This window comes from Actinomadura sp. KC216, from assembly GCF_004348535.1.
In the GTDB taxonomy this organism is placed as follows: Bacteria; Actinomycetota; Actinomycetes; order Streptosporangiales; family Streptosporangiaceae; genus Spirillospora.
In genome coordinates this window covers 1-15992 of sequence record NZ_SMJX01000188.1, presented here as the reverse complement: position 1 = coordinate 15992, position 15992 = coordinate 1, and the positions used below count along the sequence as shown (strand labels likewise).

The 15992-nt window shown below is 71.0% G+C and carries 13 protein-coding genes; 10 read left to right on the top strand and 3 right to left on the bottom strand.

From position 1 onward, the window contains the following. Window positions 1-244 precede the first annotated feature (244 nt). The 4 genes from def to E1264_RS27460 all read left to right on the top strand — a co-directional run bounded on the left by def (window position 245) and on the right by E1264_RS27460 (window position 4492). On the top strand, window positions 245-775 hold the full coding sequence (gene def, locus E1264_RS27475; protein WP_132178338.1) for a peptide deformylase: 531 nt from the start codon (window positions 245-247) through the stop codon (window positions 773-775). Window positions 776-868: 93 nt separating this feature from the next. After that, entirely contained in the window at window positions 869-1597 is a 729-nt protein-coding gene (locus E1264_RS27470) for a response regulator transcription factor (protein WP_132178337.1), read from the top strand. 41 nt (window positions 1598-1638) lie between these two features. Beyond that, a complete protein-coding gene (locus tag E1264_RS27465) occupies window positions 1639-3078 on the top strand; it encodes a HAMP domain-containing sensor histidine kinase (RefSeq protein ID WP_132178336.1) in 1440 nt (479 codons plus the stop codon). 538 nt (window positions 3079-3616) lie between these two features. Then, complete coding sequence (locus tag E1264_RS27460) at window positions 3617-4492, top strand: trypsin-like peptidase domain-containing protein (RefSeq protein WP_243711205.1); 876 nt, start codon at window positions 3617-3619, stop codon at window positions 4490-4492. 159 nt (window positions 4493-4651) lie between these two features. Here the strand turns inward: E1264_RS27460 and E1264_RS27455 are convergent, their stop codons facing one another. Further along, window positions 4652-5479 carry an oxygenase MpaB family protein gene (locus tag E1264_RS27455; RefSeq protein WP_132178335.1) on the bottom strand — a complete coding sequence of 276 codons (828 nt, stop codon included), beginning with the start codon at window positions 5477-5479 and terminating at the stop codon, window positions 4652-4654. Between the two features lie 89 nt (window positions 5480-5568). Between E1264_RS27455 and arfB the strand changes: the two genes are divergently transcribed. From arfB to E1264_RS27440, 3 genes are all read left to right on the top strand, one after another. Continuing rightward, window positions 5569-5994, top strand: coding sequence for an alternative ribosome rescue aminoacyl-tRNA hydrolase ArfB (gene arfB, locus E1264_RS27450; RefSeq protein WP_132178334.1), 426 nt, complete (start codon window positions 5569-5571; stop codon window positions 5992-5994). Between the two features lie 140 nt (window positions 5995-6134). Next, window positions 6135-6701 (top strand): Uma2 family endonuclease, encoded by a 567-nt coding sequence (locus E1264_RS27445; RefSeq protein ID WP_132178333.1) that lies wholly within the window; start codon window positions 6135-6137, stop codon window positions 6699-6701. A 58-nt stretch (window positions 6702-6759) separates the two neighbouring features. After that, complete coding sequence (locus E1264_RS27440; RefSeq protein ID WP_132178332.1) at window positions 6760-7554, top strand: phosphotransferase; 795 nt, start codon at window positions 6760-6762, stop codon at window positions 7552-7554. A 234-nt stretch (window positions 7555-7788) separates the two neighbouring features. On the opposite strand, the gene E1264_RS27435 is transcribed toward E1264_RS27440, so the two are convergent. After that, the gene (locus E1264_RS27435) at window positions 7789-8481 is read right to left on the bottom strand and encodes a hypothetical protein (protein ID WP_132178331.1); all 693 of its coding nucleotides are present in this window, start codon (window positions 8479-8481) and stop codon (window positions 7789-7791) included. Between the two features lie 165 nt (window positions 8482-8646). On the opposite strand from E1264_RS27435, the gene E1264_RS27430 reads away from it, so the two are divergent. The 3 genes from E1264_RS27430 (at window position 8647) to E1264_RS27420 (ending at window position 14236) form a co-directional block, all read left to right on the top strand. Next, window positions 8647-10053: an FAD-binding oxidoreductase gene (locus E1264_RS27430; protein ID WP_132178330.1), complete on the top strand. Its 1407-nt coding sequence runs from the start codon at window positions 8647-8649 to the stop codon at window positions 10051-10053. A gap of 128 nt (window positions 10054-10181) precedes the next feature. Further along, the gene (locus E1264_RS27425) at window positions 10182-11969 is read left to right on the top strand and encodes an HSP90 family protein (protein ID WP_132178329.1); all 1788 of its coding nucleotides are present in this window, start codon (window positions 10182-10184) and stop codon (window positions 11967-11969) included. Further along, window positions 11969-14236 (top strand): hypothetical protein, encoded by a 2268-nt coding sequence (locus E1264_RS27420; RefSeq protein ID WP_132178328.1) that lies wholly within the window; start codon window positions 11969-11971, stop codon window positions 14234-14236. The genes E1264_RS27425 and E1264_RS27420 overlap by 1 nt, the downstream gene beginning before the upstream one ends. 78 nt (window positions 14237-14314) lie before the next feature. Here E1264_RS27420 and E1264_RS27415 read toward each other — a convergent pair. Beyond that, window positions 14315-15992, bottom strand: a 1678-nt coding sequence (locus tag E1264_RS27415) for a M4 family metallopeptidase (protein ID WP_165964407.1), incomplete at its 5' end; no start/stop codon positions are given.

The following is a 15992-nucleotide window of genomic DNA, read 5'->3' as shown; positions in this document are numbered from 1 at the left end:
GTCCATGAAGAAGCCCGAGCCGCCGGCCGACGACGTCGAGCCGCCCGTCGCCGCTGCCAAGCCCGCGCGCCCGGCCGAAGACGCGGGCCCGACCCCGCCGCCGCCGGGTCCCGTCGTCCCGCCCCAGCAGTCCCGCGGGCCGATCGAGCTGTAGCCGAGACCGACCGCGCCGTGTCCGCCCAGGGTTCGCCCCTGGGCGGACACGGCCGTTTCTAGGACCTTGCGCCGTTTATAGGATCGTTGCGTGAGCAAGAGGACCCATACGCGCGGCGGAACCGCCCGTCCGATCAGGCTGCTCGGCGATCCGGTCCTGCGCACCGGGTGCGACCCGGTCCGGACGTTCGACGCCTCCCTCCAGCGCCTCGTCGACGACATGTTCGTCACCATGTACGAGGAGGACGGCGCGGGCGTGGCCGCCAACCAGGTGGGCGTGGGCCTGCGGGTGTTCGTGTACGACTGCAAGGACGACACCGGGCGCAGGCACGTCGGCCACGTCGTCAACCCGAGACTCGTGGCCGCCGACGGGGAACTGCTCGTCGAGCCCGAGGGCTGCCTGTCCGTGCCGGGCATGCACTTCGAGACGGCCCGGCACGCGCACGCCGTCGTCGAAGGCGTGGACGTGAAGGGCAAGCCCGTCCGCGTCGAGGGCACCGGCTACTTCGCCCGCTGCCTCCAGCACGAGTGCGGTCACCTGGACGGCAACGTCTACATCGACGTCCTGTCGGGCGACGCGCGCCGCCAGGCCATGCGCGCCATACGTTCGCTGAGCGGGTAGTGCGGGCGCGCTCACCCGATCCTCTGCGGTCGTTCAGGTGACTTTCAGGTAGAGATGGGAACCTCTGCACTGATTGCGGAGGGGGACCGACCATTGATCGATCGGACGGCGAACGGCGGCAAGACGGCGGAGGCGACCCTGCTCGTCGTCGAGGACGAGCCCAACATCCTGGAGCTTCTCGCCGGCAGCCTGCGCTTCACCGGCTTCGACGTGTTCACCGCGACCAACGGGGCCGACGCGGTCCAGTCGGCGCGGCGGCACCGCCCTGACCTCATCGTGCTGGACGTGATGCTGCCCGACATCGACGGATTCGACGTCGCGCGGCGGCTGCGGTCCGGCGGCGACCACACCCCGGTGCTGTTCCTGACCGCGCGGGACGGCGTCCAGGACCGGGTCAAGGGCCTGACGATCGGCGGGGACGACTACGTCACCAAGCCGTTCAGCCTTGAGGAGGTCATCGCGCGGATCCGGGCCGTCCTGCGGAGGTTCCGCGGCGGCCAGACCGAGCCGCCGCCGCGGATGGTGTTCGCGGACATCGAGCTCGACGAGGACAGCCACGAGGTGTGGCGCGGCGGCCGCGCGATCCAGCTGTCGCCGACCGAGTTCAAGCTGCTGCGCTACTTCATGGCCAACGCCGGACGGGTCGTGTCGAAGGCGCAGATCCTCGACCACGTGTGGAACTACGACTTCCGCGGCGACGCGGGCATCGTCGAGTCGTACGTGTCGGCGCTGCGCCGCAAGGTCGACAACGCCGAGCCGCGGCTCATCCACACGTTGCGCGGGGTGGGGTACGTCCTGCGCGAGCCGTCGAGATCCGGCTAGTGGCGACCGGGGTCCCCCGGCCGCGGCGGGGACCGGCCCGGATGTGGGGCCGCACGCCGCTGCGGGTGAAGCTGATCGCCGGGATGCTCGTCCTCGTCACGCTCGGGATGACCGTGATGGGCGCGGCGGGCGCGTCCGTCCTGCGCCAGTACCTGGTCGGGCGGGCCGACGACCAGCTGCGCGGCTCGGTCGGGCGGGCGATCGACCAGGTCGTCGAGGGGCTGCGGCGCGGGCAGCGGGAGATCAACGTCCGGATCCCGAGCGAGATGTACGCGCAGTTCCGCTCCGTGAACGGCACCACCGTCTGGCAGAACTCGGCCTGGAGCGAGTCCGGGCATCCCCGGCTGCCCGCCGACATGGACGAGCGCATCGACCGCCCGTTCACCGTGTCCGGGACGGGCGGATCGCAGTGGCGGATCCTGGCCGCGCCGGTCGCGGAAGGCGTGCTCGTCCTGGCGTTCAGCCTGGAAGAGGTCGACCGGACGGTCCGGCGGCTGGTGGCGATCGACGCGATCGTGGGGCTGCTGGTGCTGGGCGTGCTGACCGGGCTCGGCGTGTGGGTCGTGCGGGCCAGCCTGCGGCCGCTGTCGGCGGTGGAGGAGACGGCGGGCGCGATCGCGGCCGGGGACCTGTCGCGGCGCGTCCCGGAGGCGGACCCGCGCACCGAGATGGGACGGCTCGGCCGGTCGCTGAACACGATGCTCGCGCAGATCGAGGCGGCGTTCGGGGCGCGCGCCGAGTCGGAGGCCGCGGCGCGGCGGTCGGAGGAGACGGCGCGCCGGTCGGAGGAGCGGATGCGGCGGTTCATCGCGGACGCCAGCCACGAGCTGCGCACCCCGCTGACCGCGATCCGCGGCTTCGCCGAGTTCTACCGGCAGGGCGCCGCCCGCACCCCCGACGAGCTGGGCCGCCTGCTGGGCCGGATCGAGGAGACCGCCGCCCGGATGGGCCTGCTCGTGGAGGACCTGCTGCTGCTGGCCCGCTTGGACCGGCAGCGTCCGATCGAGCGGCGGCCGGTGGATCTCCTCGCCGTCGCGGCCGACTCTGTCCAGGAGGCCAGGGTTCTCGCACCCGAACGCGAGATAGAGCTGGTGGTGGAGGGCGGTCTGGCGTACCAGGTGCGGGGGGACGAGGCGCGCCTGCGCCAGGTCCTCGGCAACCTGCTGGGCAACGCGATCACCCACACCCCCGGGGACACACCCATCGAAGTGCGCCTTTCTCCAGGCACGCTGCGCAAGGCCCCCGCCGTGATCGTCGAGGTCGTGGACACGGGCCCCGGCCTCTCCCCCGAACAGGTGGACCGGGTCTTCGAGCGCTTCTACCGCGCCGACGAGGCCCGCTCCCGCGCGGGCGGCGGCACGGGCCTCGGCCTCGCCATCGTCGCCGCGCTGGTCGCCGCGCACGAGGGGCTGGTGGAGGCCGACTCCACACCCGGCGAGGGCGCCACCTTCAGGGTCGTCCTGCCTTTGGGCGAAGGCTGAGCATTTATCCTCCGGCCTGTCCACACCGACCTGTCCTCGCGCGGCGGCCGAGGATGAAAAGGGTTCACCTAGGGCTGCGTTCAGGCAACGTTCAGGAACGTGCGCTTTAGTGGCGGTACAGGGCGCGCCTCGGTCTCGACGGGGAGCGAGAGCCCGCGCCCTGGCCAGCTTCACACCCCGGCCTGCGCCCGCGACGGCGCGCCGCACCGGCACCGCGGCCGAGGGGACGTTACGCCGCACGTCCCCTCGGCCGCGGTTTTTCGTTTGATGTCCGCCTTCAGCACACTTTCAGGTCGGCTCCAGGCGGCCTCCAGTCCCGCCGCGCAGCCTGCATGGTGAGCGACGACAGGGGGACAAGATGAACGCCGACCGGCCGCAGCAGCAGCCTTGGGAGCCCGGGCGCCCGGACACAGCGCCCCAATGGCCCCCGCCGCACCAGCAGGCGGCTCAGGGCAGCGCTCCCCAGGCGGTCATGGGGAGCGTCCCGCCTGCGGGTCAGGGGGGAGCCCCGCCGGCGGGGCTTGGGAGCGTCCCGCCGGTGGGGCCGGGGAGCGTCGCGGCGGCGGGCCTGGGGAGCGCGCCGGGGCGTCCGCCGCTGCTCGGCACGACCCGGCAGAAGCTCGCCGCAGCAGGCGCCGCGCTGGCGCTGGCAATGGGCGCGGGCGGCGCGGGCGCGGCGGTCACACTCGCGTTCACGCATGACAGCACCGTCTATTCGAGCCCGACCGCCGTGACGGGAACGTCCGCGAAGGGCGGCACCGCCCAGGTGGCCGCCGCCGTGCAGCCCAGCGTCGTGTCGATCCAGGCGCAGACGCCGAACGGGACCAGCGGCGGGTCCGGCGTCATCCTGCGCTCGGACGGCGTGATCCTCACCAACGCGCACGTCGTGGCGGACGCCGCTCAGGTGGCGGTGAAGTTCTCCGACGGGCGGACCGCGTCCGCGAAGACCCTCGGCGCCGACTCCGCCGCCGACGTCGCCGTGATCAAGGCGGACAACGTCTCCGGCCTCAAGCCCGCGACCCTCGGGAACAGCGACGCCCTGGCGGTCGGCGACACGGTCCTGGCGGTCGGCAGCCCGCTCGGCCTGGACGGCTCGGTGACGTCCGGCATCGTCAGCGCCCTGGGCCGCGAGGTCCGCGAGGGCGGGCAAGAGCCGCAGCTCCCGCCGGGCCTGCGCGGGCAGCTGTCCCAGCAGCAGGAGACCGTGATCAAGAACGCGATCCAGACGGACGCCGCCATCAACCCCGGCAACTCGGGTGGCGCGCTCGTGAACGCGGCCGGGCAGGTGATCGGCGTCAACACCGCGATCCTGACGGCCGGGAACGGCAACGGGAACATCGGCGTCGGTTTCGCGATCCCGATCAATTCCGCCAAGAAGACCGCCGACGCGATCGTCGCCGGTTCCAAGGTCTGACCTGGGACGCCGTCCGGCCATGCTCTGGGGGGAGCGGGCGGACGGGCGGCGGACCGGGGCAGGGAGGTCCCTTCCGGCCGGGCCGGGCCGGTAGGGACCAGGCAAGGGAGAGCGGCCGCGTGACCTGCACACACGGGGTCACGCGGCCGCCGTACCCGTTCAAGCCGACGTGACCGTGGTCGCCGGGCGCCGCTTCATCTTCGCCAGCATCTTCCGGGTCGTGAACAGGTAGTACTCGCGCGGCAGCGTCCGTACCCGCAGCGGGAGCCGCGGATAGACCACGGCCAGCGCCCCGACGAGCAACCGGAACCGCCGCTCCCGCCCCGCGTCCCATTTCCACCCGTACTGCTCCCGGATCGGCGCCGGCATCAGCCCCGCCGTGATCAGCCGGATCGCCATCAGCCCCGGCGCGTTCACCACCCCGCCCGGCAGCCGCGGATGCAGCACCTGCTCCGCGATGGCCCGCGACGCCTCCGTGATCTTCAAGTTCTGGACCATGTCGGCGTAGTACTCGCGGAACTGCGGATACGTACCCGGCATCCGCCCCTCCGGGCAGCCGAGGATCGTCGCGTAGACCTTGGCCTGCTGGTAGAACTCCTCAAGCTCACTCTCATCGAACGTCCGCCGGAAAAGGGCCTGGTAGAACTGCGTGGCCACCGCGAACAGCGTGGACGCCACCCACACCTGCAACTCGGGATCGTTCGCCTCGTACCCGGGCCCGGTGACGGACTCGTGCCCCTTCCGGACGAGCGCGCTGAAGACCTCGGCCTCTTCCCGCGTCCCGAACTGCACCGCGTACAGCCACCCCATCGTGTTCCGCAGCCGCCGCAGCGGATCGTCGGCGGTGTAGCTGTGGTCGTACACCCCCTGGGCCACCTTGGGATGCGCGGTCTGCAGCAGAGAGGCCGCACCACCGGCCGCGATGAGCGCGCCCTCCCTTGAGATGACGCGGATGAGGTCGCCGTTCTCGAAGAGTCCTTCGGTCATGCCGACCAGTGTAAGTAAGCACTTGCATTCGCCGCCAGTCCCCCGTTACTCGGGCGACAAGATCGCCTCTGCCCTGCGACAATGGGGACATGCCCGACGAGATCCATGTCCGCGGCTCGGTCTCCATCCCGGAGTCCGAGCTGAGCTGGCGTTTCTCCCGCTCCTCGGGCCCGGGCGGCCAGCACGTCAACACCAGCGCCACGGCCGCCGAACTCTCCTTCGACGTCGCGAACTCCCCGTCCCTCCCGGACCACCTCAAGGCCCGCGCCCTGGAACGCCTCTCGTCGCGCTTGGTCCGAGGCGTCCTGACGATCCGCGCCGAGGAGTACCGCTCCCAGCAACGCAACCGCGACGCCGCCCGCACCCGCCTGGCCACCCTCCTCGCCGACGCGACGGCCCCGCCCCCGAAGAAGCGCATCCCCAAGAAGATCCCCCGCGGCATCAACGAACGCCGCCTGGAGAACAAGAAACGCCGCAGCGCGATAAAACGCCAACGCACCACCCGCTGGGACTGACTTCCACACAACGACGGGCCGGTCCTACATGCTCTAGGCTGGCGTCGTAGCCGTGGGGCTCCTCATTACCGGAACCCCGCCCAGCGGGGTAATGCGGTCATACGCGCCTCGCCGGTCCAACAAATTCCGGAGGACGGAGCATGAGGGCATACGACCTGCTGCGCCCGACGGCGGTGGCCATCATGGAACGCCTCGATGCGTACGGCGTGGAGTTGGACGACCAAGGGGTGCACGTCATGATGAGCCCGGTCAACCGGCACGAGCTCGCCATCTCCCGCCTCCTCAGGCAATTGCTCCCTCAAATGGGACCGGAGACGGTCGCGCATTCAGGTACGCCGGAGATAGACGACCCCGCTACAGGCAGGCTACGCAGGCCAGACCTGGTGGTACTCCCCGAAGCGGCACTGACTCGGCCCGGCTACCTTCGGCCCGAGGACGTGGAGATGGTCGTCGAGGTCGTCTCGGCGCCCAATCCCGAGAACGACTACGAGAACAAAGCGGCCGATTACCCCGCGATGGGAATCCCGACTTACGTCATCATCGATCCGCGCAAGTCGACAGTGGCAGTCCTTACCGATCCCGGGCCGACTCCGGAGGGGACGCGTTACCGCACGCGCCGCGACCACGTGTTCGGCGACCAGATCAGCGCGGGCGGCTACACCATCGACAGCAGCGCGTTCCTCCCCTACGAGGACGAAGACGCCTGATCTACGAGTCAGGCGAAAATCGATTGGTCGGTGCGGCGGCTGCGCCTAGGTTCGCCACATGCCGGGACAGGAATACGACCGCGTCAAGGATCTGAACCACACCAACCCGACTCGCCGGGACGGGCGCATGGTCAGGCACCCCGCGCAGGCGTGGACGTCGACGGTTCATGCGTTTCTGCGGCATCTGGAGGACGAAGGCTTCCCGGCTGCTCCGCGCGTCGTCGGGTCAGGGTTCGACGACGCGGGCAACGAGGTGCTGACCTGGCTGGACGGCGATATCTTCGCCAGATCCGTATGGCCCGACCCGGAACAGAGCATGCACGACGTCGGCGCGATGCTGCGCAGCCTTCATGAGGCGAGCCGCACCTTCACCCCGCCGCCGGACGCGCGATGGATGCCCTGGACCCTGCACACCGACGCTCCAGATGCGCTGATCAGCCATGGCAACGTCGCTCCGTGGCACGTGGTCTTCCGCGACGGCCGTCCAGGCGGGTTGATCGGTTGGGAGTACGCGGGGCCGGTCGACCCGATCGAGGAGGTCGCCGTCACCGGCTGGTACTGCGCGCAACTCTTCGATGACGACGTCGCCGAAGAGATCGGCCTACCCGACGCCGCCACGCGGGCCGGATGGTTCGCGTCCTTCCTTGACGGATACGGCCTGGCCCACGACCACCGCGCCGACCTGATCGACCGCATCCTGCACTTCGTGATCAGGGACAACGGCTGGTATGCACGCGTCCAAGGCTTCACCCCGGAGTCGACCGAGGGAATGTGGACGCTCGCCTGGCAGTCCCGCGCCGCCCTGTGGACGCTCGAACACCGCGAACTCCTCACCCGGACCGCGCTCCGCTGACCGACCAGGTGCCCGACTACGTGAACGACGCGCTCGAATGGGTGCGGTGGTGCGTTACGGGTGATCAGCCGTGGCGGTACGCACCGGCGGAGCATCGGAAGGCCCACCTGGAAGCGCTGCGGATGGGCGATCACTTCCAGCAGGGCGATGTCGTGACGACGGCCGCCAGACGGCCGTGGTCATCTCTGGGGCGGGGCTCAACTCGGTTCCGGGAGGCGACGTGGTGATGTCCGGTCAGAGGCCCAATTCCTGGCGGGCTTCGGCCAGGGCGGCGGCGAGCAGCGGGCGCGGGTCGGTGCCGTGGCGGCCGGTCAGGGCGACGACCAGGCCGCCGACCCGGGCATAGGCCGCGGTCTCCACCTCGGTGTCGGGTTCTTCACCGGGCAGCTCCGTCCTGTCCGTCACCTTCACCGCCAGGGTCTGGTCCGCCTTGACACCGGAGACCTCCAGCAGTTCGTACTTCTCGTCGTGGACCTCGCCGTCCTTCTCGATGTGGGCCTCGGAGCAGCCTTCGTAGGCCGCCCGCAGGAAGGAGATCCGGTCGGCGGACGCGGCGGGGCTGTCGACCGCGACGATGATCGAGACGTCGCGTGAGCCATCGTTCTCCCCCACCATCAGAACGGATGCCGTGTGCTTGGAATCGGTCGGGATTCCGGCCTTCTTCGGGTTGGCTCCCTCACAGGTGTGGACGAGCACCTGCCGGGAGAACGAGGCGTAGTAGTCCTGCTTGCCGAGGGATCCTGGTTCGAGGCGCCAGCCGCCACCGAAGTCGGCGGGCTCGGGAAGGGCGTCCACCAGGCGCAGCGGGGACACCGGCGGCACCACGTTAGACAAGGTGCTGCGCGTGATGGGGTCGACGCCGCCGCCTCCGCAGCCCGCCGTCACCATGCAGAACACGACCGGGGCGGCGAGCCATCGGCGCATCATGTCCATGATCGTAAAGCGACCGGGACGTGGCGGCCATGCCCACGTCCAGGGGCGGCCATGCCCACGCCCGGCTCCCAGGCGATGTGCAGGATGTCGCCGTATCCGATACTCATGTCGGGTACGCGGTTCGCCGCGTTGGGTTCCCTTGAGAAGCGGGATGACGGCATGACGACGCAGAGCACATCCGGACGGGCCGCGGCGAACGTCGTCGACGCGCTACGCCGTCAGATTCCCGCCGAGCGGGTGGTGACCGAGGGCCCCGGGTACACGGCGGCGACGGCGCTGTGGAACGGGGCGGTCTCGCATCGTCCGGCCGTGGTGGTCCGGTGCGCCGGGACGGATGACGTCCAGGCGGGCGTCCGGACGGCACGCGAGCACGGGCTGCCCCTGTCGGTGCGAGGGCGCGGTCACGACTGGGCCGGACGTGCCTTGCGCGACGGTGGGCTGACCCTGGACATGACCGGTATGCGCGACGTCCGGATCGACGCCGGGCGGCGCATCGCCCAGGTCGGCGGCGGGGCCGCGGCGAACGATCTCCTGGCGGCGGCCGAGCCGTTCGGGCTGGCCGCCGCGACCGGCACCATCGGCACGGTCGGCGTCGTGGGACTGACGCTGGGGGGCGGGTACGGGCCGCTGGCCGGACGCGCGGGCCTCGCCGCCGACAACCTGGTCGGGGCCGAGGTGGTGCTCGCCGACGGGTCGGCCGTGCGGGTCGACGCCGAGAACCACCCCGACCTCTTCTGGGCGCTGCGTGGTGGCGGGGGCAACTTCGGCGTCGTGACGTCGGCCCGGATTCGGTTGCACGCGATCCCGTCCGTGGTCACGGGCGTGGTGATCTATCCGTGGGCGCAGGCCGGGCAGGTGTTCGACGGGCTCGGCGAGCTGCTGTTCACCGGTCCCGACGAGTTGACCGTGCAGAGCGCCGTGGCCGCCGGTCCGGACGGCGGCCCCGCTGTGATGCTGTTGCCCACGTGGTGTGGTGCTCCTGAGCTTGCGGGGCCCGACGATGGGCCGCTGGGAGCGCTTACGCGGCTGGGCGATCCGCTGGCCGTCCAACTGGAGGCGATGCCGCTGGCGACCGTCGTCGCGGGGCGCGACGCCATGTTCCCGCCCGGACGGCATGTCATCATGCGCACCCGTTCGGTGCCCGGGCTGACGCCTCCGGTCGGCGCGGCTCTCGTCGAGGCCGGTGATGCGTTGCCGTCGGCCATGTCGGGGCTCTCCATACATCACTTTCACGGCGCCGCCGCGCGCGTGCCCGTCGCCGACACCGCGTTCGCGATGCGGGAGCGGCATCTAATGGCGGAGGTCATCGCCATTTGGCCCGGCGACGCGGACGCCGGCGCGGCGCATTTGGCCTGGGCCGAGTCCGTTTCCGCCGCGCTCGCCTCGCATGCGCTTCCGGGCGGCTATGCCAACCTCCTCGGCCCGGACGACGCCGAGCAGATCGCGCACGCGTACGGCGCCAACACTGCCCGCCTTCTGGCGATCAAATCCGCGGTGGACCCGGACGGCGTGTTCTCAGCCACTCCCCTTCCCGAAGGCGACACGGGCGGGGATTCCACCCTCTAGTCCTTGGTCGCAAGGCCATCGACGGCGCCCACTTCATCGATCCTCCCGAGCTGAAGGTCGAACGATTGCCGGTAGGGCGTTTTCGCGGTCGTCCGCCCGGTTGATCAGGGTCGGTTACGGTTGCTCGAATGCGCCACAGCTTCAACGTCGACCTGCGGGGGATCGTCGATCTCCTGAGCCGTCACCTGTACAGCAGCCCGCGCGTGTACGTGCGGGAACTGCTGCAGAACGCCGTCGACGCGACCACCGCCCGTGTCCAGGCGGACGCGACCCCGCCCGGCCCCATTCGGATCGAGCCATGCGAGGTCACCGGGGACGGGACGCTGCGCATCCACGACTCCGGCATCGGGCTGACCGGACCGCAGGTGCACGAGCTGCTCGCCACGATCGGCGGCTCGTCCAAGCGGGACGCGCTCGGGCTCGCCCGGCACGACTTCCTCGGCCAGTTCGGCATCGGGCTGCTGTCCTGCTTCCTCGTCGCCGACGAGATCGAGGTGGTGACGCGCGGGCCGGGCGATGCGGCGACCGTCTACTGGCACGGGCACTCCGACGGGCACTACACGGTGTCGGACGGTCCGCCGCGCGAAGAGCAGGGCACGACCGTCACGCTGCGCGCCCGCAGGGACTTCGACCACTGGCTCGGGACGTCCACCGTCACGGAGCTGGCGCGGCACTTCGGTTCACTGCTTCCGTACGAGGTGCGGGTCGGTGAGGAACGGGTCACGGCCGGGGACCTGCCGTGGCGGGTCCGGCACCCGGATCCGGAGGAGCGGCGGGACGCGCTGCTGCGGCACGGCGCCAGGCTTCTCGGGAAGCGGCCGTTCGACGTGATCGACCTCGCCGTCCCGGAGGCGGGCCTGGACGGCGTCGCGTTCGTCCTGCCGTACGAGTCGCACCCCGGCGAGCCCGAAGCGCACAAGGTCTACCTCAAGCGGATGCTCATGGGCGAGCGGGTGGAGAAGCTGCTGCCCGCCTGGGCGTTCTTCGTCCGCTGCGTGATCAACGCGGACGAGTTGCGGCCGACCGCGAGCCGCGAGCAGCTGTACGACGACGACCTCCTCGACGAGACCAGGACCGCGCTCGGCGAGCGGCTCCGCGCCTGGCTGGTGCGGCTCGCGACGACCGAGCCCGACCGGCTCCGGGCGTTCCTCGGCGTCCACTACCGGGGCGTGATGGCGCTCGCGCTGCACGACGTCGAGATGCTCCGCATCGTGGACGAGTGGATCGAGTTCGAGACCAGCGAGGGCCGGGTCACGCTCCACGAGTTCCGCCACCGGCACCGGAGCGTCCACTTCACGGCCGCGTCCGACGAGTTCGCGCAGCTCGCCGGGATCGCCGCCGCGCAGGGCCTCGCGCTGGTCAACGGCGGCTACACCTACCACGCGGAGATCCTGCAGCGGCTGCGGCTGCTCGATCCCGACCTGGAGGTGCGGCGGCTCGACCAGGCGGAGCTGGCGACCCGGTTCGATCCGCTCGATCCCGCCGCCGAGTTCGCGGCGCGCGAGTTCCTCGGCATCGCGCGGGACGCCGTCGCGGCGCACGGCTGCGAACCGGTGCTGAGGACGTTCTCGCCCGCGGAACTGCCCGTCCTCTACCTGGAGGGGCGGGAGGCGCGGCGCGCCGCCGACCTGCGGGCCGTGCTGGAGGAGGCGGGGGACGTCTGGGCGGAGTTCGCCGACGGCGGCGACAAGGGTGAAGAGGCCGGGCCGCTCCTCGTCCTCAACCACCGCAACCCGCTGATCGCCCGCCTGACCAGCACGGCCAACGCGCGGCTCGTCCGGCTGTCGGTCGAGGCGCTGTACGGGTACGCGCTGCTGGCGGGGCAGCGGGCGGTCCGTCCCGGCGACGTGGCGGGCGTGAACCGCGCCTTCCTCGGCCTCGTGGAGCACGCGATCCACCAGGAGCCGGGCCTCTGATGCGGGACGAACTGCGCCGCAGGCTCGACGCCGCGTACAAGCTCGACCCCGACGACAACGGCGGCGTCGGCAAGGAGACCTACTGGCGGACCATGCAGGCGATCCTCGGCGACGCCGAGGTGCTCGGCGACGCCGAACTGCTCTTCGAGGCGCGGCTCGCGTACGGCTGGTCGCTGCGCGGCAAGACGTGGAAGAAGGACTCGCGGGAGATCTTCACCGAGTGGCTCGGTCTCCTCCGCGCGTGCCTCACGATGTGGCGGGCCGATCCGGACGGCCTTTCCGAGGGCAACGTCACCGCGATGTGGAACCAGTTCTTCAACATCATCGACGCCTTCATCCGCATCTATCCGGAGCCCGCCGATCGCGTCCACCGCCTGATCGACGAGCTGGAGCGCCAGTGCCTCCCGTCCCGGCCGAAGGTCTTCACCGTCCTCGGCCGCTACCGCATGGAGATCGAGGCGCGCCGGGGGAACCTGGCCGAGGTGGAACGGCTCTGGCAGGAGTTCCACCTCGCGGAGACGCCGCTCGGGCACGTCCTGCCCGACGGCGTGGCCGAGGTGGGGGCCACGATGTGGGAGCGCCTCGGCCGGGGCGACCGCGCCATCGAGTCCCTCACGCCCGTGCTGACCGGCCAGATCCCGGGACGCGAGGGGCACGTGTACGTGGACGGCCTGCTCATGCCGTACCTGCGCGCCGGCCGGACGGACGAGGCCGTCGCGGCGCATCAGAGCACGTACACGCGGACCGGCATGAAGCTGGAGGACCTCGCGGCCCACCTGGAGTTCTGCGCGCTCACCGGCAACGTCGAGCGGGGGATGGACGTCATGCGCCGCAACCTCGAACGGCTGAACGGCACGGTCACGACGATCGAGTCCATGTGGACGGCGGCCGCGGTGGCGCTGCTGTGCCGCCGGGTCACCGAACGGGGCCTCGACGAGGAGTGGGCCTGGTCCTGCGAGGAGGACGGCTGCACCTGCGACGCCGCCCCCATCCGCTCCTACGCCGAACTCGGCGCCGAACGCCGCTGGGGGGCGCTGAACTTCGCGCTGGATCTGGACGAGATGGACGGCACGACCTTCACCAGCGAGACGCTCATGAAGCGGATGCACGCCGAGCCGGTCGTCGAGCGGCTCGACCTCCCGGCCGCCGTGGGCGAGCCCGCCCACCGCCGCAGGCCGCGGCTCTCCCCCCACCTGGCGGCGGCCACGACGGACGAGCTTCGAGACGAACTCGCCCGGACCCTCGAGCTGGAGCGGCGCTGGGACCGGGTCGTCCATTTGCAGCGGCTCATGCAGAACGCGTTCGCGACCGGCGAGCGGGACGCGCTGCTCGACGTCCGCTTCGCCCACCTGGACGAGCTGCTCGCCTACAAGCCCACGGCGATGCGGCCCGACCTGTTCGCCGCGTTCACGGCCCTCGTCCGCCTGCACGACGCGGACCCGGGCCTGCTCGGCGCCGACCGCCTCGACCGGCTGTGGACGGCGGCGCCCGTCGTCCTGGACCGCGTGCTCACCCGCGCGACCGTCCACGCCGCGCAGATCCGCGAGCCGCTCGGCATGCTCGGGCGGCACTGCCGTCCGGACGCCGGTGACCTGCACCATCTCCGCTGGTACGCGGTCGAGCTGGAGGTCCGGTGCGGCGACGTGGACGCGGCCCGCGCGGCGTGGGCGGCGTTCGAGGCGCTGCCGTCCCGCGAGGAGTACGCGACCTGGCCGAACGTCCTGCGCCGGACGGGATGGTGGCTGGATCTCGGCCTCGACGCCGAGGGGCTCGCGACCATGGGGCCGGAGCTGTCCGGCAGGGACGGGGAGGAGCGCCTGATCGTCCCGTACCTGCGCGCGGGCGAGGACGCCAAGGCGCGCGAGATCCACGAGCGCACCTTCGCGCGTGCGGAAGACCCCCACCAGGTCGCGGCACACCTGGAGTTCTGTGTCCGGACCGGCGACCTCACCCGCGCCAAGAAGATCGTTTCCGGCACCCTGGACCTGCTCCACGTCACCTACGACGACACCGAGTTCACCTTCGACATGCTGCGCCCGTGCGCGGCGAACGTGCTGGCCTGCCGTCTGATCGCCGACCGCGGCCTCGACGAGACCTGGACGTGGCCGGAGCACTCCTGCTGCCCCGCCGAAGACGGCTGGAGCTACCGCAAGCTCGAAGACGGCTACCGAACCCAGCTGACCCTCTTCGCCACGCGATGGCAGGAGCTCACCGGTAGCGGTTTCCACGTCCGCCGCATGAACGCGCTCGCCGACGCCCAGGTGTAGGAAACGAAAAGCCGCGGTGCTCGTGGGCAGAACACGAGCACCGCGGCCCCCGGAAAGGGATCCCCTACATCGCTACTGTCAGATCGGCTCCCACAGGGCCGGGACGTTGGGCGGCGTCCAGCCGGGCATGGACGTGTGCGACTGGAGGCAGCGGTACTGCACGCCCTCGTAGGTCACCACGTCACCGGCGTTGTAGGTCTTGCCGTCGGCCCAGGTGGTGTCGCCGGGCGGCTCGTTGTCGTCCGGCGGGTCGTTGTCGTCCACCCGGGTGCCGACGTTGACGGCGGCCCATGCGTTGGCGGTCGTCTTCCACTCGGTGCTGTTCTCGCCGTACAGTCCGGCGGCGGCCGCGAGGGTCGCGCGGCGGGCGTCGGCGAAGTTGGTCGTCGGGCGCATCTCCTCGGTGAGCGCCTTGTACCAGATCGCCGCGGCCTTGTCCCGGCCGATGCCCGTCACCGGCTTGTTGTCGTAGGTCGGCGAGTTGTAGGTGACGCCGTTGATGACCTTCTGCCCGCTGCCCTCCGACAGCAGGTAGAAGAAGTGGTTCGCGATGCCCGAGGAGTAGTGGACGTCCACGTTCCCGGCGCCCGGACGCCAGTTGTCCAGCGAGTTGCCGTCCTGGCTCGGGCGCGCCATGTAGCGCAGCGGAGCGCCGGTACCGAAGATGTCGATCTTCTCGCCGATGTGGTAGTCACCGACGTCGGAGGGGTTGTTCGACCAGAACTCCATGGCCGTGGCCAGGATGTCGGACGTGGCCTCGTTCAGGCCGCCGGACTCGCCCTGGTAGATCAGCCCGGCCGTGTTGGACGTGATGCCGTGGGTCATCTCGTGCCCGGCCACGTCCAGCTCGGTCAGCGGCTTGCTGTTGCCCTGGCCGTCCCCGTACGTCATGCAGAAGCAGCCGTCTTCCCAGAAGGCGTTCACGTACGACTGGCCATAGTGGACGCGCGAGTACGCGCCGACGCCGTCGCCGCGGATGCCCGCACGGCCGAAGACGGTCTTGAAGTAGTCCCAGGTCTGGCCCGCGCCGTAGGCGGCGTCGACCCCGGCGGTCTGGCGGTCGCTGGCCGCGCCGTTGCCCCACTGGTCGTCGCTGTCGGTGAACAGGGTGCCCCGGCCCGACTGGGCGCCGCGGAGGTCGGTCGTCTCGTGGTTGCCGCGGCCGGTGTCGCGCAGGGTGTAGGAGCCGCCCGACTGGGACGTGCCCAGCTCGACGGTGCCGGAGTACATGCTCCGTCCGGTGCCCGTCTGGACGCCCTGCCACTCGATGATCTTCTTGCCGGTGGCGGCGTCGGTGAGGACGTGCAGGCGGTTGGGAGTGCCGTCCTTCTGCGTCCCGCCGACGACCGTCTCCCAGGCGAGGACGGTGTTGCCGGCCGCGTCCATCCAGACGACCTTGCGCGGCGCGACGCTGCCCGCCGCCTTCGGCGTGTTCGGCTTGGTCGACGCGAGCGTCGACGGCGCGGTGTTCACCTTCATCGGCTTCGACGCCGACTGGGTGACGCGCGTGATGGAGCCGGACGGGGCGCGGTGGACGATGATGTCGCCGCCGATGACGGGCAGCCTGTCGTAGGTCTGCGTGTAGCGGGTGTGCGTGGTGCCGTCCTGGTTCTTCAGGACGCCCTTCACCTTCAGCTCGACCTTCGGCCCGACGTTCAGCTCGGACGCGGTCTCGTCCTGCTGCGCCTTGGCCTTGCCGACGAGCGCCTTGTACTCGGTGGCGCTGACCTGCGCGGGCAGCTGCCCGGGGTTGCCC